Source organism: Candidatus Pantoea gossypiicola (genome assembly GCF_008632075.1).
Lineage (GTDB): Bacteria > Pseudomonadota > Gammaproteobacteria > Enterobacterales > Enterobacteriaceae > Pantoea > Pantoea gossypiicola.
In genome coordinates, this window is the sequence record NZ_VWVM01000016.1 from 41354 (window position 1) to 64453 (window position 23100).

19 protein-coding genes and 1 pseudogene are annotated in these 23100 nt (G+C 47.5%); 12 read left to right on the forward strand and 8 right to left on the reverse strand.

The window, feature by feature from the left end; genetic code table 11:
• Nucleotides 1-1137 carry a UDP-4-amino-4-deoxy-L-arabinose aminotransferase gene (gene arnB / locus F3I20_RS18275; RefSeq protein WP_150019508.1) on the reverse strand — a complete coding sequence of 379 codons (1137 nt, stop codon included), beginning with the start codon at nucleotides 1135-1137 and terminating at the stop codon, nucleotides 1-3.
• Between the two features lie 691 nt (nucleotides 1138-1828).
• Here arnB and F3I20_RS18280 point away from each other — a divergent pair.
• Nucleotides 1829-2407 carry a YceI family protein gene (locus F3I20_RS18280; protein ID WP_150038092.1) on the forward strand — a complete coding sequence of 193 codons (579 nt, stop codon included), beginning with the start codon at nucleotides 1829-1831 and terminating at the stop codon, nucleotides 2405-2407.
• Nucleotides 2408-2500: 93 nt separating this feature from the next.
• Here F3I20_RS18280 and F3I20_RS24355 read toward each other — a convergent pair whose 3' ends face one another.
• Together F3I20_RS24355 and F3I20_RS18285 are read right to left on the reverse strand one after the other, a co-directional pair.
• The gene (locus F3I20_RS24355; RefSeq protein WP_255467314.1) at nucleotides 2501-2623 is read right to left on the reverse strand and encodes a hypothetical protein; all 123 of its coding nucleotides are present in this window, start codon (nucleotides 2621-2623) and stop codon (nucleotides 2501-2503) included.
• Between the two features lie 149 nt (nucleotides 2624-2772).
• Complete coding sequence (locus F3I20_RS18285; protein ID WP_150015820.1) at nucleotides 2773-3786, reverse strand: Gfo/Idh/MocA family protein; 1014 nt, start codon at nucleotides 3784-3786, stop codon at nucleotides 2773-2775.
• 107 nt (nucleotides 3787-3893) lie between these two features.
• Between F3I20_RS18285 and F3I20_RS18290 the strand changes: the two genes are divergently transcribed.
• The 3 genes from F3I20_RS18290 (at nucleotide 3894) to F3I20_RS18300 (ending at nucleotide 6419) form a co-directional block, all read left to right on the forward strand.
• Entirely contained in the window at nucleotides 3894-4904 is a 1011-nt protein-coding gene (locus tag F3I20_RS18290; RefSeq protein WP_150015821.1) for a LacI family DNA-binding transcriptional regulator, read from the forward strand.
• A gap of 630 nt (nucleotides 4905-5534) precedes the next feature.
• Nucleotides 5535-5996: a PACE efflux transporter gene (locus tag F3I20_RS18295; protein WP_150038062.1), complete on the forward strand. Its 462-nt coding sequence runs from the start codon at nucleotides 5535-5537 to the stop codon at nucleotides 5994-5996.
• A 219-nt stretch (nucleotides 5997-6215) separates the two neighbouring features.
• Nucleotides 6216-6419: an Hha/YmoA family nucleoid-associated regulatory protein gene (locus tag F3I20_RS18300; protein WP_150015823.1), complete on the forward strand. Its 204-nt coding sequence runs from the start codon at nucleotides 6216-6218 to the stop codon at nucleotides 6417-6419.
• 182 nt (nucleotides 6420-6601) lie between these two features.
• Here F3I20_RS18300 and F3I20_RS24650 read toward each other — a convergent pair whose 3' ends face one another.
• Nucleotides 6602-7486 (reverse strand): autotransporter outer membrane beta-barrel domain-containing protein, encoded by an 885-nt coding sequence (locus tag F3I20_RS24650; RefSeq protein ID WP_505538512.1) that lies wholly within the window; start codon nucleotides 7484-7486, stop codon nucleotides 6602-6604.
• 121 nt (nucleotides 7487-7607) lie between these two features.
• On the opposite strand from F3I20_RS24650, the gene F3I20_RS24655 reads away from it, so the two are divergent.
• Entirely contained in the window at nucleotides 7608-8171 is a 564-nt protein-coding gene (locus F3I20_RS24655; RefSeq protein WP_505538513.1) for a hypothetical protein, read from the forward strand.
• A gap of 386 nt (nucleotides 8172-8557) precedes the next feature.
• On the opposite strand, the pseudogene F3I20_RS24660 reads toward F3I20_RS24655, so the two are convergent.
• A pseudogene (locus F3I20_RS24660) lies at nucleotides 8558-10801 on the reverse strand (S6 family peptidase); the annotation flags it as partial.
• Nucleotides 10802-11500: 699 nt separating this feature from the next.
• On the reverse strand, nucleotides 11501-11770 hold the full coding sequence (locus F3I20_RS24475; protein WP_368668633.1) for a putative hemolysin: 270 nt from the start codon (nucleotides 11768-11770) through the stop codon (nucleotides 11501-11503).
• A 598-nt stretch (nucleotides 11771-12368) separates the two neighbouring features.
• On the opposite strand from F3I20_RS24475, the gene F3I20_RS18315 reads away from it, so the two are divergent.
• Entirely contained in the window at nucleotides 12369-15296 is a 2928-nt protein-coding gene (locus tag F3I20_RS18315; protein WP_150038064.1) for an autotransporter outer membrane beta-barrel domain-containing protein, read from the forward strand.
• Between the two features lie 40 nt (nucleotides 15297-15336).
• Nucleotides 15337-15651, forward strand: a complete 315-nt coding sequence (locus tag F3I20_RS18320; RefSeq protein WP_150038065.1) for a NirD/YgiW/YdeI family stress tolerance protein — start codon at nucleotides 15337-15339, stop codon at nucleotides 15649-15651.
• 546 nt (nucleotides 15652-16197) lie between these two features.
• On the opposite strand, the gene F3I20_RS18325 is transcribed toward F3I20_RS18320, so the two are convergent.
• Together F3I20_RS18325 and F3I20_RS18330 are read right to left on the reverse strand one after the other, a co-directional pair.
• Nucleotides 16198-16833, reverse strand: coding sequence for a helix-turn-helix transcriptional regulator (locus F3I20_RS18325; protein ID WP_150015384.1), 636 nt, complete (start codon nucleotides 16831-16833; stop codon nucleotides 16198-16200).
• 39 nt (nucleotides 16834-16872) lie between these two features.
• Nucleotides 16873-17463 (reverse strand): helix-turn-helix domain-containing protein, encoded by a 591-nt coding sequence (locus F3I20_RS18330; protein WP_013356578.1) that lies wholly within the window; start codon nucleotides 17461-17463, stop codon nucleotides 16873-16875.
• Between the two features lie 1039 nt (nucleotides 17464-18502).
• Here F3I20_RS18330 and F3I20_RS18335 point away from each other — a divergent pair.
• The 5 genes from F3I20_RS18335 to F3I20_RS18355 all read left to right on the forward strand — a co-directional run bounded on the left by F3I20_RS18335 (nucleotide 18503) and on the right by F3I20_RS18355 (nucleotide 23096).
• Nucleotides 18503-18820, forward strand: coding sequence for a hypothetical protein (locus F3I20_RS18335; protein ID WP_150015383.1), 318 nt, complete (start codon nucleotides 18503-18505; stop codon nucleotides 18818-18820).
• Between the two features lie 9 nt (nucleotides 18821-18829).
• The gene (locus F3I20_RS18340; protein ID WP_150015382.1) at nucleotides 18830-19051 is read left to right on the forward strand and encodes a hypothetical protein; all 222 of its coding nucleotides are present in this window, start codon (nucleotides 18830-18832) and stop codon (nucleotides 19049-19051) included.
• 104 nt (nucleotides 19052-19155) lie between these two features.
• Nucleotides 19156-19686: a fimbrial protein gene (locus F3I20_RS18345; protein WP_150038093.1), complete on the forward strand. Its 531-nt coding sequence runs from the start codon at nucleotides 19156-19158 to the stop codon at nucleotides 19684-19686.
• A 60-nt stretch (nucleotides 19687-19746) separates the two neighbouring features.
• A complete protein-coding gene (locus F3I20_RS18350; RefSeq protein WP_150038066.1) occupies nucleotides 19747-20484 on the forward strand; it encodes a fimbrial biogenesis chaperone in 738 nt (245 codons plus the stop codon).
• Between the two features lie 26 nt (nucleotides 20485-20510).
• Nucleotides 20511-23096, forward strand: a complete 2586-nt coding sequence (locus F3I20_RS18355; RefSeq protein ID WP_150038067.1) for a fimbria/pilus outer membrane usher protein — start codon at nucleotides 20511-20513, stop codon at nucleotides 23094-23096.
• The last annotated feature ends 4 nt before the right edge of the window (nucleotides 23097-23100 follow it).

Here is a 23100-nt window from a genome sequence, read left to right on the forward strand (position 1 = left end):
TCAGACTCCGGCAATGTCATGTAAAGCCTGAATCACGCGTTCTACATCCTGATCCGTCATGGACGGAAACAGCGGAATTGAACACATCTGCTGGCTGTTACGTTCACTGGCGGGCAGACGCAGATCGGGATAGCGCTCGCGGTAATATTTGTGGGTATGCGCTGCACGGAAATGCAGGCCGCTGCCGATGTCTCGCGACTTCAGTGCCTGCATAAAGGCATCACGGGACAGCCCGCAGCGTTGTTCATCAATACGGATAATAAACAGGTGCCACGCATGCTGATGTGGCCACTCTGGCCGTGAAAGCGGCGTGAAGGGCAGCGAACGCAGCGCCTCAAGATAGCGTTCGGCAATCTCACGGCGGCGTGCAATAAAGCCCGGCAGTTTCTGTAACTGCACCAGCGCAATCGCTGCGCTGATATCGGGCAGATTGTATTTGAAGCCCGGCATCATCACTTCCGCCTGCGGCAGACGCCCCTGAGTCTGACGATCAAACGCATCCACGGCAAGGCCATGAAACTTCAGGCTGCGGATACGATCGGCGAGAGCAGCGTCATCGGTCACCACCAGACCGCCTTCTGCGCACGTAATATTTTTGATGGCGTGGAACGAGAAAATTGCCGTGCCACGATACCCGACCGGTCTGTCGTAATAAGTCGTGCCCACCGCGTGAGCCGCATCTTCAATAATGGCAATGCCATGCTGCTCAGCCAGATGATAGATCGGTGCGATATCGGCGGGCGCACCGGCGTAATGCACCGGAATTATGGCGCGGGTGCGTGGCGTAATGGCCTGCGCTATCCGTTCCGGCGTCACCATCAGGTTATCCGGATCAACATCAATCATGACTGGCGTGGCACCCAGCAGCGTAATCAGGTTAAGGGTTGAAACCCAGGTCATGGACGGCGTGATCACCTCATCGCCAGGCCCGATCCCCATCGCCATCAGCGTGACATGCATCCCGGCAGTGGCAGAGCTCACTGCAATGGCGTGCTGATTGCCGGTCAGCTGAACAAAGGCCTGCTCCAGTTCAGCGCATTTCGCCCCGGTTGTTATCCATCCGGAATCGAATACCGCTTTAACAGCAGCCAGCTCCTCATCACCGAATGAAGGGCGGGAAAATGGCAAAAATTCCATGCTAAAACTCCTGCAAATCAAACCCATAAACTGTCGCGCGTTGTTAATCGGATACAACGCCGGAAAAGAATTGAAATAGCGATTTATCAATACCCGGCAGGCGGATAAGCCATAACAGGTTTCCCGTTATGGAATTAAGGTTACCGGACTGCTAATACAAGCTAACGTATGAAAGTTAACTAAACATTAAATGAAGAGGTTTAATTACAATAAAACAGCGAGGATTCATTTAATGGATTTCTGAAAAGTTCACTATTATTTCAATAATACTCCGCCGGTACCCAACTCTTTTTGAGTGATTGATATTTTGTTTAAAAAACAGAAACGCCGGCCTGTTATCAACTCAGACACAGCTCGACTGACACAGATTTTTTAATGGGGAAACCTTAAGCCACTGATGACGAAAAGATAATTTCAGATTGAAAATTTCCCCCTTAACGTCATCAAATACCTCCACTCAGGATTTCAGTAAAACGACCGATTAATAAGCCCTCCTTAATGCATTCTTAATATTTCCTGTAGTTGATGTTCTTTGCCCCAAATAATCATTACGTTTTGGTGAATCTAAGGTGACAGTCAGTTAATATCTTTAATATTATTTGTGCCCCTGTGGTAAAAGCAGTGCTAATAAAAGCGAATAAGATCGCGGTTTCAGGCGTTAACGTTTGGTCTGTCTGAAGGGGGAAAAGTGATGATACGTGCCGCCTGTTTATGCATTCTGTTTGTCCTGATCAGCCCGGTGATCTGTGCCGCGCCGGTAACCTATGCCATTACCCCCGATAAAACGTCGATTGGCCTTTCGTGGCGTGCCTTTGGACATGACTTTTCGCAGGCCAGACTACAGGGCGTGACCGGCACAGTGACGCTTAATCCGCATGAGGATCGTGACGACCGTATTGAAGTGAATATTCCGGTGGGAACGCTGGTCGCCTCGAACAGCCTGTTAACCTGGCAACTGAAAAGTGATCTGTTTTTTGATGCAGAACATTACCCGCAGATTCATTTCGTCAGCAGTCGCGTGGCTGCATTGGGTGACGGTAATTACCGGATTTTTGGCACGCTGACGGTTAAAACTGTCAGCCGGCCTGTCGTGATGCTGGCCTCGCTGGACAGCGGGCAGACCCTCGATCCTGCCTCACGCTTGCTGGCGCTGCATGCCTCCACCGCTATCTCCCGCTCCGCCTTCGGTATGGATCGGCTGGTCGGGGTGGTTGACGACCGGGTAAATATTGCGCTTAAGATTGCAGCGCAGGTCAGACAGCCGCGCTGATCGTCACTGCTGCGCGTGCTGCCGGATTACGTGAGCGCTGCCTGTCATGTTTCAGGAGGCCGCCAGCTGCGCTGAGGGTTTGGTTGCGGCCAATCAGTACATATTGATAACCGTCGTGCGTCCACCAGGCCAGCTGCATGCCATGTCACCGTTGTGCGACAGCGCATAGCCATACGCCAGGTGTTCCTCAGGGTGCTGATGGAGGTTGCTGTACATGATTTTTCGCGCCTCCCTGCTACATCAGACCTCGGGATGGCCATTAATGACAGATTTCAGATTGCGGGACTCCTCACAATCGGTAAACAGCTCAGCACCGGTTTCTAATCGATAAAAATAATCTTATTTTTTCAGTCTGCCATGCCTCATCAGATCAGCACGTTTTCCACCTGACAGAAGCGCCTTTCCGCCAGGGAGATCACCGCGGCTTCCGCAATTGCCTGTGCCCTGAGGCCATCCTCCAGGCCGGGCAGATCGCCAACCTGCTCCCCGTTCAGCGATCGGATAAATGCGTCCAGATGAGCATAATAGGTTGGCTGCACCCGGCTGAACCAGTCTGGCAGCAGCCCAGGCTGCTGAACCTGCGCGCCCTGATAACAGCTGACGCCGCGCTGCGGCTGAGAGGCCGATTCCAGCATGCCGTCTGACCCCATCACACTGATGCGTTCGTCATAGCCATAGCCAGTCCGGCGGGCATTATCGAGCTGTGCCAGCGCCCCGCTCTGTAGCCGTAACAGCAGCGTGCTGGTGTCCACGTCGGCGAATTCGCTGATCGAAGGCAGAGCCAGCGCTGCGCCCATCGCTGCCACTTCCGTCACTTCCTGTTCAGTCAGCCAGCGCAGCAGGTCAAAAAAGTGGATAGCCTGATCGCGCATCTGGCCACCGGATGCCTGAAGATAGGCCAGTGGCGGCATGGACGAAGACCGGCAGACCATCTGAATCAGTTCCGCCGAGCCAATCCGCCCCTGGCGGAGTTGCTGCTTAAGCTGCAGATGACTGACATCGAAACGGCGATTAAATCCCACCGTGACCGGCACATTGTAAGGGAGAACGTTAGACACGGCCTTACGGGCGCGCTCAAGAGAGAGATCGACCGGCTTTTCACAGTAAATGGCTTTACCGACACGGGCAGCGGCTTCAAGCAAATCGGCATGGGTTGGCGTCGCGCTGGCGATCAATACCATGTCAATCTGCCCATCATTTATCGCTTCAGTCACGGACGCGGCCCTGGCACCAAAGCGTGTCGCAAACGCGGCAGCGCGTGCGGGCTCCGCATCGGCTACCCACACCAGTTCAGCCCCGGGATGTGCCTGAAGATTAGCCGCATGAACTTCGCCAATAAAGCCACACCCGAGCAGGGCAACGCGTTGCTTTTTATTCATTATTTGAACTCCATCATAGTACGGCAGAAAGCTGCAACGGCAGGATAGCGCGGCGTTTTACACTGACGGCATGATGTTTTGAGGTGTTTACCTCAGAGGAGAACGGCATGTCGCTGAAAGAAGTCGCCCTGCGGGCAGGAGTAGGGCTGGCAACCGTGGATCGGGTGCTTAATGAACGGGGTGGCGTTGCACCGGAAACGGTCCACAGGGTATTGCAGGCGGCACGGGAAGTCGGACTCAGGCGGATTTTGCCTGAGGAGCATCGTCATCCATGGCAGATCGAACTGCTGCTGAGCAGTAACGATTCGTTTTTCTTTAAGCAACTGGCGCAGGATTTTACTGAGATCGCCTCCCATCTGGGCTATCGCCGGTTGACGCTGCATCGCACTTTTGTCCCGGAGGCGCAGCCAGAAAGGCTGGCAAAGCTTATCAGGCAAGGCAGTGAATCGCGGGATGGATTAATCGTTTTTGCCCATGAACATCCGGCTATTTATGAGGCGCTGGAACATTGCCAGGTGCGTGGTGTACCGGTGATCTCGCTGGTCACCGATTTGCCCGGTGCCGCCCGGCTCTGTCATGTCGGGATCAACCAGTTGCAGGCAGGACGCACCGCCGCTCAGCTTATGGGTAAAATGCTGCATCAGCCCGGTGAGGTATTGATGGTCAGTGGTCACAGGGATTACAGCGCGCATCGTCAGCGCATTGAAGGATTTTGCACGCTTATGACTGAACGATATCCCCATCTTCAGCTGCGTGAAGTTCTGGCCGCTCAGGAAAATCGCGACATAATCAGTAAATTGCTGGAGAAACAGCTGATTCAGAGCGGAAATCTGATGGGAATTTATAATACCGGCCTGGGGAACACTGAGATCGGTCAGGCGCTGGCACGTCATCGTCGGCTTAATCAGTGTATCTGGATCACCCATGAACTTTATGCCACCACCCGCACATTGATGGCGCAGCAAAGCGTTGCGCTGACGCTGGATCAGAATACCCGGCAGCATACTCAAATCGCCCTGCAGCTGATGCTGAACTATCTGGAGCAGGGGACGAAACCCGATGAGTATGCCAGCGGTAAAGTGGACTTCATGATTTATACAGCCGAGAACGCGATATGAAGCAAACCATCACATCATACCCTCCACCGAGAGCCCTCATTTTCGTTATAGATGCCAGCCGTTGAAATCTGATCAGGCTATTGATATTGGGCCAGCAGATGACCCACTTTTAACGTCAGGCAGCATCACTTCTACTCTGCTCTTCTGTATCGCAATCACTTCAGAACGGTAAATGATGCCGAGAGGCAGGTTTTAAAACTGCCTTGCATCTAAATATTGAAATATAAATCTATATATAATCAATTTATTATTTTAATATTCCACCCCACTTCAGAGTTGCTATCATCGCCTCAAATCCGACAGGCCAGCATCGCATGCAGCGAGGAACATATCAGATTAGACACTCTGAACCCGGATCGCTGAACAGAAAGAGCGATTCAGGAGCTGATACGCTAAGGTGTTTGACTGATAAAGCACGTTTTGTATAAGGTTTGATAAATATCAAGCCTGTCTGGGTTTTAATTGCCAGTGTCCCGTTACGCTTTCACTTTATGACGGTGCGATGTTAAATTCTCATCGGTTTAAGGCAGGGATACTTTCAGCGCTTTATATTAAGAGGACTGAGCAGAGGGTCATCCTGAATTTTATCTCCACCGGTAACGGTGTCTGACTGATTAATGAGAGCGTGGTTTGGAAAAGTGTTTATCTCCAGTGCGCACCACCACAGAAAGAGTGCTGCACGCTGTTATTTTCGAAGTTGTTGCCAATGTATTGGTTTTCATCATTCTGATTATTTTTGCCTCGGCAGCACCTTCACAGTCGGCACTTTTGACCATCGTTTCATCGACACTGGCGATGGGATGGAACTATCTGTTCAACCTGATGTTTGACAGCGTTCAGCTGCGAACCGGATTTAAAAAAGACTGGCGAATAAGATGTCTCCATGCCGTTTTATTTGAGGCAGGTCTGTTATTCGTATTGATCCCTTTTGCAGCATGGTGGCTGGATATTACGCTACTCGCAGCGCTGAAACTGGAATGTGGGTTGGTGCTGTTTTTTCTGGTTTATGCTTATCTGTTCAATCTGATATGGGATTACGGCAGGGCTGCACATAAAAATAATACAAAAAACAATAAATTAAAAATACGTTAAGGTAAAAACTGATTTTTTAACCTTCTGCTTAGCCAGGTCAGTGAAGCGTCAGAGGCGACACTGCGCATCTGAACGCATCCAGTGCGTAAGGACACACGTATATCTGTTGTCAGGTTCTTATTTATTCTCCTGGCAGCATCGATAGCACAGCGAGTCAGCTTAGATAAAGTTAAGACCGCGCATAAGCTCATTTTTACAGGTTAACTTCAGCAAAAAATTATGAACAAAGTCTACTATCTGAATAAGTTAAGAAACTGCCCGTCAACCGATATCCTGGATATCGTGACAAGCTATATGCGAAAAAAACTTCCTTCTGACGATCTCTCTTCTTTTGAGGGCGCATACGATCATCGTAAAGCCGAACTAATAATGAATGAGACTTACAACGAAGTGCCTGCGGAAGTCTGGCGATTAGTTTGCTGAAGCTGAAATAAGGAGAAAAAAATTAATACATTAGCCGCTGATGATTTACTGTCTGCAGATTATCCCCTTTCCTCTTACGAGTACGACCGCAGACTGATATTTTTCAGCAGGAATAATGTATCGATAAGTCAGAGCATCACCCTTTCACGCAGTGATGCTCTGATATTATTCAGACACGGATATCAGAAGTGATATGACAGGCCGATCAAACCACTGTAATCCGTTTTAAATTCACCACCAAAACTGCTCTCTACTTTTGCATTCAGTGAAAGGCCAGGTGCGATAATGCCTTCCAGCCCTACACTGCCACGATAACGGTTATCTGACCAGGCGCTGTATTGCCGGTTTGACTGACGATCGGAGAGCGTGGTAGTGGAGCCATTTTTACCAGGTGAATACTGATAGGCCAGACTGGCGCTGACGTTAATATTCGGCATTAATGCGCCCACACCGCGTTTCTGCACCATTAACCCGCTGCTGGTGAAGTATGGTGTGGATGAACTTAACGAAACTGACGCATCCTCCCCTTTCAGGGTATAGCCGGACATGACACCTCCGGTCACACCCACAAACGGTGAGATAAACAGCGTATCGTCAGCCAGCGCAAACTGATAGCCAGTGCGCAGGCTGCCTGCCAGCATATGGCTGTCCTTTTTCATGCCATTAATATTTAAAGCAGGATCCAGCGTTATCTCCTGATTCAGATACATATAACGACTGGCAGAATCAAAGAACCATCCGGCATCGGACTGCCATGAGTAGTAGGCCCCAACCGTGGCCAGCCGATGCTTCTCATGCCCCTCACCTTTAACTTCACCCTGAGTATAACTGACGTTGATACCGGCTGTTTGCGTGTCGCTGCGGGTATCCCAGCCCACATTCAGTGTTTGCTGGTTGGCGTCGAGTCCAAGAAAATGCCCTTTTTTCTGCTCTATTGTTGCCCATGATCCGTTGCTTTCTGGCGAAGCGCGCAGACTGTCAGTGCGGTTATGCAACTGGCTGACCGCTTCACTGAAAATGTACTGCCGCGAGGCGATTAAGGCACGCGTGCGCTGGATCAGTGGCAGGTTGTCGTAAACAGAGAACCAGTCATCCGGATTGAACGCCGGTTTTTTGGCTTCCTCTTCTGCTTTCGCGGCTTCCTCTTTCGCTTTTTCTTCAGCTTCGGCCTTTGCTTCAGCCTCCGCTTTGGATTTAGCTTCCTCTTCAGCTTTCGCTTTCTCAGCAGCAGATTGTTCGGCAGTCGAGGTATCCTCTGTCGGAGCAGACGGTGCTGGGGTTGGATCTGGATCAGGCGTTACGTCCGGAACAGGCGCTGGCTCTGGATCAGGCGTTACGTCCGGAACAGGCGTCGGTTCTGGCTCAGGCGTCACGTCCGGAACAGGCGTCGGCTCTGGCTCAGGCGTCACGTCCGGAACAGGCGTCGGTTCTGGCTCAGGCGTCACGTCCGGAACAGGCGTCGGCTCTGGATCAGGCGTCACGTCCGGAACAGGTGCTGGCTCTGGATCAGGCGTCACGTCCGGAACAGGTGTTGGCTCTGGATCAGGCGTCACGTCCGGAACAGGCGTCGGTTCTGGATCAGGCGTCACGTCCGGAACAGGTGTTGGCTCTGGATCAGGCGTCACGTCCGGAACAGGTGTTGGCTCTGGCGTCACGTCCGGAACAGGTGTTGGCTCCGGGATGGGGTCAGGTTCGGCCGACTTATTACTCTCCAGCACCCATAAAACTCGATCGTTATCATCTTTCACCTGATAATTGGGTGTGTAAACGCTGAATCCACTGTAACTGTCGGCGAATGAGAAATAACTGTGTGAGGTGCCAGCAGGCGCATCCACCATCACCAGATCCTGGGTCAGCGCAACTTCCTCTTCACTTCCGATTAGCAGACTTACGTCCAGCAGGTTATCACCACCACTCACCGAATTTTTTACAATCAGTTTGTCACTTTCCAGCGTTGATGGCCTAACGCCTAACATCAGATTCAACCCGGTCGCATCCAGCGTATCTACCTTCAGCGTTTTAGCGCTCCAGTTGCCTGAAGGCACCATTGAAAGCATCGATCCACGTTTCGCCATAAGCGAACTGACATTACTGTTGCCGGTCATCGTCCAGGCAGCATTGGGATCCAGTGTCATAATAGTGCTGCCTGTTGAGGTTACCGAACCCTGATAATTTACCTTTCCAAGATAAAGTGAGGCGTTATTCGCTAGCTGGACATCCCCTTCAACTTCACTCGCAGGCAGCAGTGTCAGTGCTTCTGCGCTTCGCACGGGCTGACTGCAGGAAACATCATCAGAATAGATGGCAGAATAGCAACGCCAGCTTTTCTCGCCTGCCACCTCGCTATCGTTATAGCCAAAAGAGAGTGTTGACGAATCAGCAGCAACAATGTTGGCTTTAACGCCAGCGTATTCTCCCACCTGGAAATGCGCTCCGGAGCCAACATTGATCTGATCGGCCTTAAACAGAGATGTGTTCCAGTCATCATCAACGACAACATTGCCCGCATGTGGAACCGGCTGGCCAGAGAGAACAACAGTCCCGCTGGCAACATCCAGATTGCCATTAAGATTCATCCCTCCGGTCAGCGCGGTAATCGCGGTGGTATTACGCGGTAAAATGTTAACATTCATGACGCCATTCAGCGCATTTTCGAGCGTTTCACCCAGAAAACCGCGGAACACCTGAACGTTCAGCTGTGTCAGGCGATGATTGATGGCTTCATCCGCATCGGTCCCCAGATACGTCCAGGTCGACGTCGAGGATTTATCGGTCGGAAAATACCAGTAAGATGATGTATTTAACTGAAAGTACTCAGTATCTTTAGTGTAAGGATTATTATATACATAGATTGTGCCTGGTGTTCCCTTAGGGTTACTGCCCGTAAATTTATAAAAGGGAACATCTGCGGCCGTATAGCCAGTAATGTTGAGCGTTGCCGCGGCATCACTGTGGTTTAGCAGTGTAGCGCCGCTGTCGGTATGGTTAATCTTTTTAAAACTCAGCGTATTGCCGTTTAAATCTAAGCGACCACCACGATAGCCAAAAAAGATCTGGTCAGTAGCAACCTGACTTTCGTCATTGAGTACTACGGTTGGCCGACCACTGACTAGCGTAACCGAGGAAAAAGCCTGCTTGTTACCTGAAGCATCCGCTTGCTGGTCAAGGATAGCGGTACCCTCTCCTATATTCAGGGAACCCGGGTTTCTACCTACGGCATTGATATGCAATGTACCTGCGCCGATTTTGTGCAGAGCGTCATTGGCCAATCCGTTAACCTGCCACAGGACTTCTTTATCTGCATCAACCTCAATACCACCGCCAGCCCAGGTCGCATTGACGCCGTCGGCAGATGCGACAGTGTAATCGCTGGAAAACTGAAGTTTGCCAGCACCCATGTTGATGGGTGTATTCAGGGTGATGAGTCCGCCAGCACCATTGAAGCGAAGATCTTTGGTGGCATCGAGCTCTTCATTGGTTCGCTCTGACGGGGCAATACTCGCATATTTCGTATCCAGTCCACTCCATGACCAGGAAGCATTATTTTGAGTAATGCCATTGCCGTCCCAGTAGATTGAGCCGCCACTGGCACTATCTGTAACATCGGGCGAGGTATTTGTGGCGCTGATGTTCTGAATATACCCATCAGGAATATATTCCCACATGGAAGTACTGCCATAAGCTGCTGCACTCGTACCACCATGTAGCACACCCGCCAATTTCCATTTCTGATCAATTTCGTCATAGGCCAGAATCGGGCTACCACTATCACCGCTCAGAGTACCAATCGCGAGCGGCGAAGTGAGAGGGTTGTCTGGTCCGTAATCAATTGCGCGCAAGGTCCCGGACGGCGTCGTTATCGTATCCGCATTAATAGTGCCGCCGCTTACCCATTTATAGGCACCGCTCAGAGTGATCTGTGTTGTTTGATCCTCACTGACCTGACTCTGCGTACCGCCGCCGGTACGTGTATACCAGGAAAAACGTGACTTATCAGCCGTGCGCATGGTCGTCTTATCGAGCACTTCTGCTGGCGCAGCCTCTGTGACAACTTTATTTAAACGAGGCAGGTGGAAATCAACATCTGAGATCGTTGATTCATTGCGATTAATGAGCTTATAGGTTGCACCATATTGTGCACCGTTGCCAAATTGCAGCGACTGATAACCGGTGTTGTGACGGGCACTGGCAACATACGAGGGTGCTACCAGCGTGCTGTAGCCATAGGTCGCTACCATACCGAAATCAGGCATGGCGAAATCAAGATAGCCTGATAAAGAACCATCCATTTTATAGACAGGTATATTTGTCAGACCGACCGAATATTTTCCCAGGTTTTCAGCAAAATCACGATATTCTTGCACATCAATATCGTGTCGCATTATACCCGCATAAGATTTGGTGCAGATAAAGAAGGTGCAACATAACGCTGCGCTTCCAAAATGTTTCAATGGATTATCCTCATGAGGCTATTATTATTTAAGAAAAATACCTTAATTAATGAAATAGTATCATTATGACAATCGGTAATAGAATCTGAGTTTTATAAAGATATTGATTCAGATCAATTAAAGGAGGCAGGTTAGCGTAAAATATTTGATAACTCATTGTATTAAAAGGCCATAAAAACCCATTGCCAAAATGGATTGAAAATATCTTATTTAATATAATTCTTAAAAGATATGCCGGGCGAGTGCCAAATGAGATCAAGATAGATATAAAAAAACACTTCCTGATAAAAAATAATTTATTATTTAAGAGCCAGTTTTTTTATCTATCGCGGGATTAATTCTTATCTTAAAAAGCTTATTTTACTTTGTTTAAATAATACTCAAAATCATTCATGGGATTAATCAATTGCGTGTATAGTTCACATAAAACACGCGGTTAACCATTCCTGGAGTAAGCCCGAAATAAGAAAGGCAGCAGAAATCTGTAGCAGTCCAGAAAAAGGACTGCGACAAATGATCCGGGGTCTTGCAAAGATTTAGCCAGCATTGAGCTCAGACAGAGCCTCAGGAGAATTATCATTTATTTCAATAGCTTTTGATAATCCTGCTGGCAGGGAAATTGAAAAGTGATTATTGCGGGTGATCGCGATGATACAACGCCCACTGCTCAATCCTTTCTCCTGAAGGTAACAGACAGTAAAGTGTACTGGTGTTCGATAATTCATCCTTTACCTGTTGTCCGCCACGCTGAAGGCACCATTGACTTGCAGGATTCCGCATTACCAGGCGCTGTGGCTCGGCATGATGAGGCGTGCAGGCACTAATTTGCAGTGTGGCCAGCATCAGGGAGCCGACTGTTATTCTGTTTATGATTTTCATGTAACCCTCTCTCAGCATCATTTTCAGGTCAGTGAGACTTCGTTTTTCATGCTCACCATGCTATGGCACAAAGCGTAATAGCGATGAGCGCATTAATTAATTCGCTATTCGTCATGCGTTTTTCATAGACCATCGCTTCAGATTCGTTTCTGGCCAGTTTGTGGAAAAACCGGGTGTTTATCTGAGCATCTAATAATGATAGCACCCACGCGCTAAACCCTCTCTTAACAACACCTATTACTGTCGGCATTCTCATTACTGGCCTGCGAAACACAATAAACAAACCCCAAAAGAGAATGACTGTAATAATAATTAACAAGACCTCCCGAGTTATAGTTAACACATAAGCTTAATTTTCAATGAAAATTCCTTTGTAGTACCTCGATTCTTTTAACCTGTCGTCAAAAGACGCATACTTTCACTCCCTTTACATAATTAACGCCTCACCTGCATAATCCTGACGCCCTTAGTAAACACGCTGTTATTAATGGATTTAATTAACAAAACGCTTAATTCGTATCGGGCCAAAGAAGCGTATGAAGTGCGAAATGGCATGCCTGTCTAACACCTTTCAGAGCCCCTTAGCCCTTTAATAAAACCTTAAGGAAGAGTTACGAATATGAATAATAATACTGACCTGAATAAACGCGTAAAAGCGATAGTGCTGGCCGGAGGAATGGGTATGTTGCCCCTTATCAGTTCAGCGGCTATTGTCGGAAGTCTGAGAGGCGGAGATATTACGCTGGCGGATGGCACCACGTTGATTGCCGATCAGTCATCTGGCGATGGTTATTATGGCATTCTTGTAACCGGTGCAACCGCTGCTGAAGTGACTGCCGGTTCGGGCAGCACAGTTACGGTGAAAGACCCTGAGCACTACGCTAAGGGCATTTTCATCCAGGCGGCGAACAGTAACTTTACAGCTGATAAATTAATTCTCAATGTTTCAGGAATATCCGCAGTAGCGATGGAGCTCAGCGGAAAGCAGGTTACTGGCAATCTGGGATCCGGTAGCTCCGTCACATCGATCGGTTCAGGCATTGCTTACGCGGAGGGAGTGGTTGTAAGCAATCAATCCTCGTTGCAGGCCGAAGCATTGAGTATCAGTACCCAGGGCACCAACGGTATCGCACTGCGCGTCAGCGGTTACGGCTCGAACGTTGATTTAGGCAATGGCAGTAGTATACAGACCAACGGGACCAACAGTCATGGTGTCCAGGTGGATACACTAGCCGGTGATGCGATTAATAGTGCCGCAACGCTTAAAGCCGAAGCGCTGACCATTAATACCCTGGGCGATGCCTCGCAGGGTATCAATATTCAGGATAATGGCTCGGTCGATCTGGGTAGCAACTCAACCATTATCACCACAGGTAAGATTTCTGCAGGCATCTGGAGCCTGGGTGAACTGACTGCCGATCATCTGACAATCAGCACATCTGGCACGACTTCTCCTGGCATTTCAGCCAGAGAAAATAGCCTGATAAATGTCGGCGCAGGCAGCGTAATCTCTTCAGCGCAGACTGGCGGCCTTGTTGCTATGGATAGTAATGTCACCCTCAACTTTTCAGGCAGTGAAGAGGAACGCAACACCATTCAGTCTGGTGGTTATGGCGCATCCGCTCAATCGACAGGTGCAGTGATCAACCTGGCCAACACAGATATAGTTCTTAAACAATCAGATATGGTCGGCAGAGGCCTTTGGTCTCTGGGTGGAGGCGAGATTAATGGCGAAGACATAAGCATCACCGGCCCTGATACAGGAATAGGTGTTGTTACCTGGAATGGTGGCCAGACCAATCTGACAGGCGATCTCTCTATCGATATGACCTCTCCGGATGGCGTAGCAATAGCAACACTTTACGCCGAAGGGCTTGCACCGGGCGTTATCACTTCTCAGGGGAAAGCGGAAATCACCGGCAGCGTGGTATCGCAGGGGGGCCTGATCGATCTTAATTTAGAGCCGGGTTCACTGTGGTCCGGTAGTGCTACCAGCGATAACGTGAATGGCGGTCATTTAAACGTCAGCCTCACCAACAGCACATGGAACGTTAGTCAAACATCTAATCTTGATAACCTGACATTAAATAACTCACTGGCAGATCTTTCTGCAGCAACAGACGATGCGACCTACTCCACTCTGACCATTGCAAACCTGAGCGGTAGCGGCAACTTTACCCTTCGTACCAATCTGGTCGGCGATGGTGAAGGGGTAAATAATACGGGCGACAAAATCGTGGTGACCGAAAGCAGCGCAGGTGAGTACGGTCTGAATATTCTGAACCGCGGCAGTGCCATTACCACAGGTAATGAAGTACTGACCGTTGTTGAGACTACGGATGGTATCGCGACGTTCAGGGGCAACACCGACGTTGAACTGGGTGGGTATGTCTATTCGGTCAACAAACAGGGTACTAACTGGGTTCTCTCATCGCCAAAAGCGCCTGAAACGTCTGCTGCAGATGAGCAACTCGCCATTCCAGCCGATAACAACATTCAACCTGTTTCAGATGAGAACCCCTCAGCAGACCAATCCCCCGTAGTCCCAACGGATAACATCATTCAACCTGCTTCAGATGAAGACATGAAAGAAAATGGAAATCCGACACAGCCAGCAGAACAAAATCACAATTCAACCATCACCAGCACAGCGAATGCAGGTGCCAACTTCCTTAACATCGGTTATCTGATGAATTATGCCGAAATGCAGACTCTGATGCAGCGTATGGGTGATGTGCGCCAGGGAAAGACGGGCGGCAATGTCTGGCTGCGCGGAATGGATGGGCGTTTCAGTGGTTTTGCCAATGGCAAGCTGAGCAACTTCCACATGAATTATTCAGGCTATCAGTTTGGGATAGATAAACGCCTGTCCGATGATCTGCCGATTTATCTGGGCTTGTTCATGGGAGCAACAGAGGGCTCGCCTCATTATCGTGCTGGCGATGGCACGACAAAATCTGAACATTTTGGTATCTACGGCACATGGCTGAATGATGCTGGTTTCTACCTGGATGGTGTACTGAAATTCAACCGCCTGAGAAATCAATTCGATGTCAGCGATACACAGAATAATCGCGTATCCGGTCATGGTGTTTCATCAGGCCTGAGTGGATCACTCGAAGCCGGGAAGAAGTTCAGCTTCTCTGACGAACTTACTGGCTTTTACGTGGAACCACAGCTTCAGCTGACTGCAGGTCATCAGGATGGAACCTCAGTAAGGGCGTCGAATGGCCTCAACATTGATCTCTCAAGTTACAAATCGCTGATGGGAAGAGCCAGCGTACTGGCAGGATATGAAGTCAATCAGAGCAACTACAAACTCAATACTTATGTCAAAACAGGTGCTTTACGCGAGTTTGGCGGGGATGCTGCTTTTGCTCTGAATGGTTCAGATGAGCGCCTCTCATTTAAAGGTAATGGCTGGAATAACGGTATCGGTGTCAGTGCGCAAATCAGTAACCATACCCTTTTTATCGAAGGAGATATGGTAAATGGAAATCGCTTCGATCAGCGCCAGGTTAACGCCGGCTATCGTTTTAGTTTTTAATAAATAAACCGACAAATGATAGATGTTAAGGGAGACGTAAATGAAGAAAATATTATGGATGATACTGGCCCTCATCAGTTCAGGCTCGGTATATGCCCGGCAAGAGGTCACGGTTACAGTGGCGAAAACCCTGCGCGACGATAGCCAGGTTACGCTCACGGGAACGATCACTGGCAGGGCCGATGATGATCACTACTGGTTAAAAGACCCGACTGGCCGCATCCGTGTCGATATAGACGATGATGATGACGATAATCGTTATCTGATTGGCAAAAAGGTACGGGTCAGCGGTGAAGTCGACCGGGATGATGGCTACAGCGAAATCAATGCAGAACGTGTTTATATCCTGAAATAAAAATCTGTAAAAAAAACCAGCGGCAACGCTGGCTTTTTTTACCTGTCTTAACTTATCGGAACTTCAGGTTCCTTATCTTTTGCAAGCGTAATTGGTACCAACGGTATCCCCAGGCAGCAATAACGCCTGAACGTCATTATTTCTCAAAACCACTGATTTCAAATGCTGTTTAGCCATCCGGCTGAGCATTCAAGAGTTTGTCCGGAAGATTCTGCGTACTTATATGCGTTTCTTTGAGTGTCGGCGCAGACTGAGTAGGACAACGGCTATCCACGTCTGACTGAAACGCATCGGGGAGATGAAGTACGGATGCAGCAACGGCATAGTTACTATGAATACAAATAACCATCCCTGACATGAGTGCCGTTACCCTTTTAAAAGGGATGGCCAGGGATTGATTTTTCGCGGTTCATTTCTCACATAAACCTCTCAACCCTTAACGGCCAGAAAGCAGCCTGTGAAGGCCGTTATGCATCACAGAAAATCCGGACACCAGAATTAACTCTGTAATTTGCAGGATCCCGGACATATGAGATGCATGAGGCATTATAATTTTGCAGACTCAATAACACCCTTATAAAGCTCAAGCAGCGTCAGATCATTGATGAAGGCGTTAAAAGCCATATCACCACTTAGCGAAAACTTCTTCATTACATTGTATTTATGTGCATAAATTGTTTTAGTGGAAAGATTCAGGCGTTTAGCTGTCTGCCCCACGCTATACCCTTTCTTCAGAAAACTTAGCACCTGCAGCTGGACTACTGTAATACGCGCGAAATCGCAATGCGAGCAATCTGTGGGTACAAATCCTCTGGCGCTCCCCTGATTTTCCAGCCAGAACCGGATGATTTTTTCAGCAATATCGCGAACAGAATCCCTGCGCGAAATGATAATCAAAGAACGATAGCAGAGAGGCAAATGCTCAGTAATCATGTCTTCAATATCGTCAACGAAGACCATTAAAATGCTACCGGGCTTCCGATCCCGGTAGGCAGGCTGACACATATAAAGGCGCCACTGAGCAACACTAATCAGTATAAAGTCCGCCTGACATAAATTTTTCGCGTCATAGGCGGGTAAGAATTCTACTGACGTCTCTGATAACAGTGCCTCCTCAATAATTTTGGAGATGCCCAGCCGAAAGAAGTAGTTCTCATCTGTACAAACGACTTTAAAATCCATTTTTTCCTTAAGCATCCCAAAAGTTGGATAAAAGAAGACTCAGGTAAACTTGCCGTTAACCAGGGTCAGTTCGCCTTTCTCTTTTAATTCTTTCAAAACTCTGCAAATGGAGCTTTTTGAAAGATGAGAACTATTTTCAATCAGGTAAAGTGCCGAAAAGCGCTTCTTAAGATGCGGTGGCAATTTTTCCCAGCGGCCAATTAAAGAAATCACTTCATCATGTGAGTTATTCTTGGGTAGCTGGATGTAGTTCATCAGGTCTGAGTACTGGCCAGACAGAATGGACATGGCATCGTTAAAGAGGTCTTTCTCAAATACCAGTCGCCAGAACACATCGTAATCGATGAAACTGACCTTCCCATAATCGATTCTCTCCAGATAAACAGGAGGTTCATCGAGTGCCGGTGTGACACCGACAACAAAGGGAGCAGACAGGATATTTAAGACCTTATTTTCGCTCTTTAATTTCAGTAAGAAGTCACCATCAAGAATGAACATTACCCGGCGCACATTATCTTTGGTGAGATGATAACGACGCTTACCGCGTGAAATCTCATCTGGATTAGCAACCTGGGTGTACCCGGCCAGCGCATCGATGATCCGCTCATGATTCTCAGTCACTCTATACATAATAATTAACTCAATCTAACTAACACGAAGTTAGTGATTAGTAGAAAAATTAGTAAAAATCCGTTTGTTATAGTCTCTTTTTTTCGCCTGGTGTATTTCTGATCTCTGGCCTTCCCTCAAATATAAGCCATAGAAGAGGTCGTTATTGGTTTCACTATAGTAAAACCATTGCGATAAAATTCAACACCACAAACATGCAAAAAGGAAGAGTATTAAGCCAAGGAATGGCGACACAACCAGATATTTCACCGCTTAAATGCCAATTAATCAGTAACTCAAACTAACAAGTAGAGACTTACTGATAGGGTTATAACTTTTTTCTTAAAAAAGGAATCAATCATAACCATATGAAAACTAATGTTATAAAATCACCGTATTAAAACAAACAAGTATGCAGTAGCACTTTAAAAACTTGTAATAATATTTACATGGCCATTCATAAGGTGATCATTGTTAACTCCCCCGTAGAAATAAAAAAACAGCACAGCATCTGATGGCATAAATTAAACCATAGCATCCTCATAACAGACATTTAAATCGACAATCAGTCAATATATAGATTTATATTCTATTTTTGAATTTATTTTTAGGAATATATCCTGTTTTCGTGCTTGACTTTAAGCGCCCGGATTTTACCTTACATTTCATATGAAGCTCACTTACTGAGAATCAGAGTGTTTTAAGAAAACCCTATAAATTACTTCAAAGCCCTTTACCCCGCAGAATGCGTACCGTTATCAGCGTCTGAGGCTGATAGTGCCGCATCAACACAAGATAACTAAACCGGTATGAAAAGAAATAATTTATCGATAAGGTGAATAACCTCATCAAGCCCACCTAAATTATAATGAATGTAAACAGAATGTAATAAGTCCATAGCTTCTATAGCCAGTGGTAACCGCACCAAATATCAATTATGGCTATTTTACTATTTTATTTTTTATGGCCTCCTAATCTAATAACGCCGTTCGCTTGAAGCGGCGTTTTAAAAAATTTCATTACTGAATAATTGAATAACTAATTAATCCTGGAGATATAAATGAGAGAGTTAACAACTGTTGAAATGCAGACCGTTTCAGGCGCAGGCGTTTTTGATTTCATCGGTTCAGTCGTTGTAGGTGCAGCTGCAGGTATTACTGCTTTCGGTCTCAAATGGGCCATGAGCGGCGGTAGCACGGGCGGCGTATTGGGCGTTGGTATTATCTCTGGCGGTGTTGGTCTGATCGTGGGTGCCGTTGTGGGTCTGGTCGATGGCGCACTTTATGGCGCGATGAATGGCTGGGAAACAACTGCAGGCTGGTTCAATAATATTGTTGAAAACCAGCTTGACCTGGGAACAGGTGTAATTACTGCATAAGGAAAAATCATGCGTGAATTGAAAAGTAATGAAATTGCAGGCGTTAGTGGCGGCTCATTAACTTCCGTAATTTTAGATTTCTTCAAACAGATTGGCGAAAGCTCCAAAGAAAAAACTGAGTGGGTACGTCCGGAATCAATACCAGAAGCTAACCCGGTTAGCGGTACTGCTTTTGGCATGGGTATTGTCGGTGTTGCTGCGGCCGTAGTTTTCGGCCTGCTGATGTTCTGATTTACCTGGAGGTCGATAGACTTCCGGGAAGGAATGAGCGCTTGTCATAAAACTCAATCGCTCATAATTAAATGTTGTTCACTATTTTATACAAAGGAAAGTATATGAAAAAGGTATCTATGGTTGCTATGGGTCTGCTGCTGGCAGCGGCGCAGGTTAATGCAGCAGAAGCTTCAGATGGCACAATTAACTTCACCGGCACCATTGCATCTCAGACCTGTACCGTAAGTGTTAACGGCGGAAGCAGTACTGCCACCGTTACCCTGCCGAAAGTAGCGGCCGGTGTATTAAATGCGGCAGGTGCCGTTGCAGGCAACACTCGCTTTACTCTGGCGCTGAGCGACTGCTCCGCAACAACTGGCGATGTCTACGCTTACTTTGAGCAGGGCGCTGGTGTAAACGCCAACGGTCGCCTGACTAACACTGGTACTGCTACAGGTGTTGATCTGCAACTGCTGGACAGCGCTAACAACGCTATCAATGCAGGCAGCACTGAACAGTCTACCGCTCCTGCAACTGTCGCTCTGACAGCAGGGGCTGGCACCCTGTCTTACTCAGCTCAGTACTATGCAACTGCTGCTGCAGAAGCGGGTACCGTTGCATCAACAGTAAACTATTCAATCAATTACCTGTAATTGATTTGGTGAGGGCAATGCCCTCACCACTCTTCCCCTTTCATCACTTCAGTTAATATCATGAAAAAAAAAAGTTTTAAATTTCTAATCTCCTGTTTGCTCACTTGCGCAATGACTTCGTCTGCCTTTGCCAGTGTGACCATTATTGGTACCCGGGTAATCTACCCTGCTTCCGAGAAAGAGGTTACCGTTCGTCTGGATAACCGCGGCGATCATCCCGCACTTGTTCAGGCATGGGTTGATAACGGAAATCCTAACGAAGCAGTCGATAAAATAAATGTTCCTTTCGTTTTATTACCTCCGGTTTTCCGTATGGAGGCGAATAAAGGGCAAACGTTACGTATTGTTTTTACGGGTGCCAATTTGCCCACGGACAAAGAATCTATCTTCTGGCTTAATGTCCTTGATATACCTCCTCGTGATAAAAGCCTGGCTAACCAGAACCAGTTGCAAATGGCGATCCGGAGTCGTATCAAGATTTTTTATCGTCCAGTTCAGTTTGATACAGCGCAGGCCAATAAAGCTGCGTCAGGACTGGTATGGCGTCACGGTCAAAAACCTAATTTTCTTTCCGCAACTAACAACTCACCTTTCTACGTTAACGTCTCCCAGATTAATGCAGAAGATAACGCCGGTCATAAATTAGTCAGTGAAAAAGGAGAAATGCTGGCACCAGGCGAAACAAAAGAGTTTCCGATGAAAGGCATGAGAACAAGTCAAATAAAAACAACATTTAATTATCAGTATCTGGACGATTTTGGTGCAGCACGTAAGGTTGAAAGCAAAATAAACGAGTAGCTTTTGATAATTATCCAGGGGAAATTATGATGGCAAGGACGGTATTTTTTAATAAACCAACTGGCAAAATTTTTTATCGCTCTTTTCTGGCGCTGTTTCTGACCGCAGCAACTCAGTCAGCGTTTGCTGTAACTGCTTATGATTTCGATGAATCATTTGTAAAAAATTTAGCTGGTGTAAAAGTAGATGTTTCCCGCTACGCAACAGGTAACCCCATTGATCCCGGCATCTACACGCTGGATATCTTTTTAAATGGCCGTCAGATTGGTCGGGAGAATGTTCAGGTTGTGCGTGAGGGAGCTGGTACTAAAGCCTGTCTTTCCTATGATCTGGTAAAAAGCCTTTCCATCAAAGATACAGTATTCAGCTCTGAGCAAGCTGAAGAGTTACGTACAGGTAAGCAATGTATTGCACTGGAAGATGTGGTTAAGGAGAGTCATGCCGCAATCAACTCCGCTGATATGCAGATGGACATCTCAATTCCACAGATTTATCTGCTGCGCTCAGCACGTGGCTATGTCGCTCCAGAGTTCTGGGATAAGGGCGAAACGGCATTAACACTTAATTATGACACCAACTATTACCGCTCTGTTAACGACGGACGTGAATATGACTCTTTTTATGGCAGGGCGCTGGCAGGTTTTAACCTTGGCGGATGGATGTTTCGTCATGATGGCTCATTAAGCTGGCGACGCCAGCAAGGTGAGGAGTCTCATCACTATAATGCCATCAACACCTATGTTCAGCGTGATATCCCGCAGCTGAAATCACGCTTATTGTTAGGTGAAGGTAATACGAGTGGCGAACTCTTTGATACCCTCTCATTCCGCGGTGCGCAGATATCGACTGTCGATCAAATGTGGCCTGATTCACAACGTGGTTACGCACCAGAAATTCGTGGTGTTGCGCGTACTAATGCTCAGGTAACTGTATCGCAAAATGGCAGTAAAATTTATGAGACAACAGTTTCGCCAGGCCCCTTTAACATCTCCGACCTCTACCCTACCGGCTACGGTGGCGACTTAGATGTTACTGTAAAAGAAGCTGACGGCAGCGAAACGCGCTTTTCAGTACCCTATGCAGCTATGACGAGACTGAAGCGCCCGGGCATGACGTTCTACTCTGTGACGGGAGGTGTGTCGCGTAAAGACAATATGGCTTATACGCCTTCTGTTTATCAGGGCACCATTCAGCATGGCTTTACCAATAGCCTGACCGGTTATACCGGTATCCTGGGATCAGATAACTATATCTCAGCGCTGTTAGGCGGTGCATTTGGGTTACCCATAGGCGCTATCTCTCTGGATATCACCGGTGCTCAGACAAAATATGGCGATGAGAAAAAGCAGGGTGTGAGCTATCGTGCGACCTACAGTAAAAAAGTTTCTCAGACTGGCACCAACTTTACTCTCGCAGCGTATAGATTTTCGTCATCAGGCTATTACAGCTATGACAATGCTCTGCAAATTAATAACTATTACAAAAAGAATAAAATTAACGGGAAAAATTATCTATCACGGCCTAAACAACGCTTTTCACTGACTGCCAGCCAAAATTTTGGAGAGTCATATGGGAATATCTATCTTACTGGTTTCGTTCAAAATTACTGGAACAGCACCGGTACAAACACCCAATTTCAGTTAGGCTATAATAATAGAATTGGTCGTGTATCCTATACATTATCAGCAAACCGATTATTATATTCAACCGGTGGGCATGACACGCAACTTTCACTCGACTTCTCTATACCACTTGGTAGTGAAAGTAAGAATTATGTAACCGGAAGCGCCACACATAATAAAGAGGGTGTAACTGCTCAAACTGCAGTTAATGGCGTGCTAGGTGAGAATGATCAATATAGCTATAACGTAGGTGCTGCACGCGATATTGATAATAAAAAGTCAGGCTCGATCGGTGGTCAATATCGTTCACCTTACAGCATGCTGACAGCGTCATATACAAAGGGAGAAGACTATTATTCAGCCTCAGCAGGTGCCAGCGGAACTGTGGTTGCCTTGCCTGATAGCATCAACTTTAGTGCTTATCAGTCAACAACGTATGCTGTAGTAAGTGCCGCTGATGCAGAAGGGGCTCGGGTGCTTGGTTATCCAAATATAGTGCTGGACGGAAGCGGCAGAGCAATAGTACCTAATCTTAATCCGTACAGGATAAATGAACTGGCGATTGATCCGAAAGGTATTCCGCTTGATGTTGAGCTGGAGTCAACTCAGCAGCGAGTTATTCCTGTTGAAGGTGCTGTAGTCAGACTGGACTATAAAACCAGTAAGGGAAAACCACTTTTAATACGGGCAAATCAGCCCAATGGCAATGCCTTACCTTTTGGTGCGTCAGTTAATGATGAAAATGGCAATCTGGTAACGACTGTTTCACAGGGTGGTCAGATTTACGTCAGGCTGAATAAAGATGTCAGCCGTCTGCATGTTTCATGGGGAAAAACGGCAAATGACAATTGCATGGTTAACCTTGAATCTGGTGCCGTTCAGTCCAGTGAGAATCAGACACTGGCGAGACTGACGACAACCTGCAGTAACGAGCAAATGCAGCCGGTGCGGTACGCTTCTAATACCGACAATAAAGATACACAGGGTTAATGAG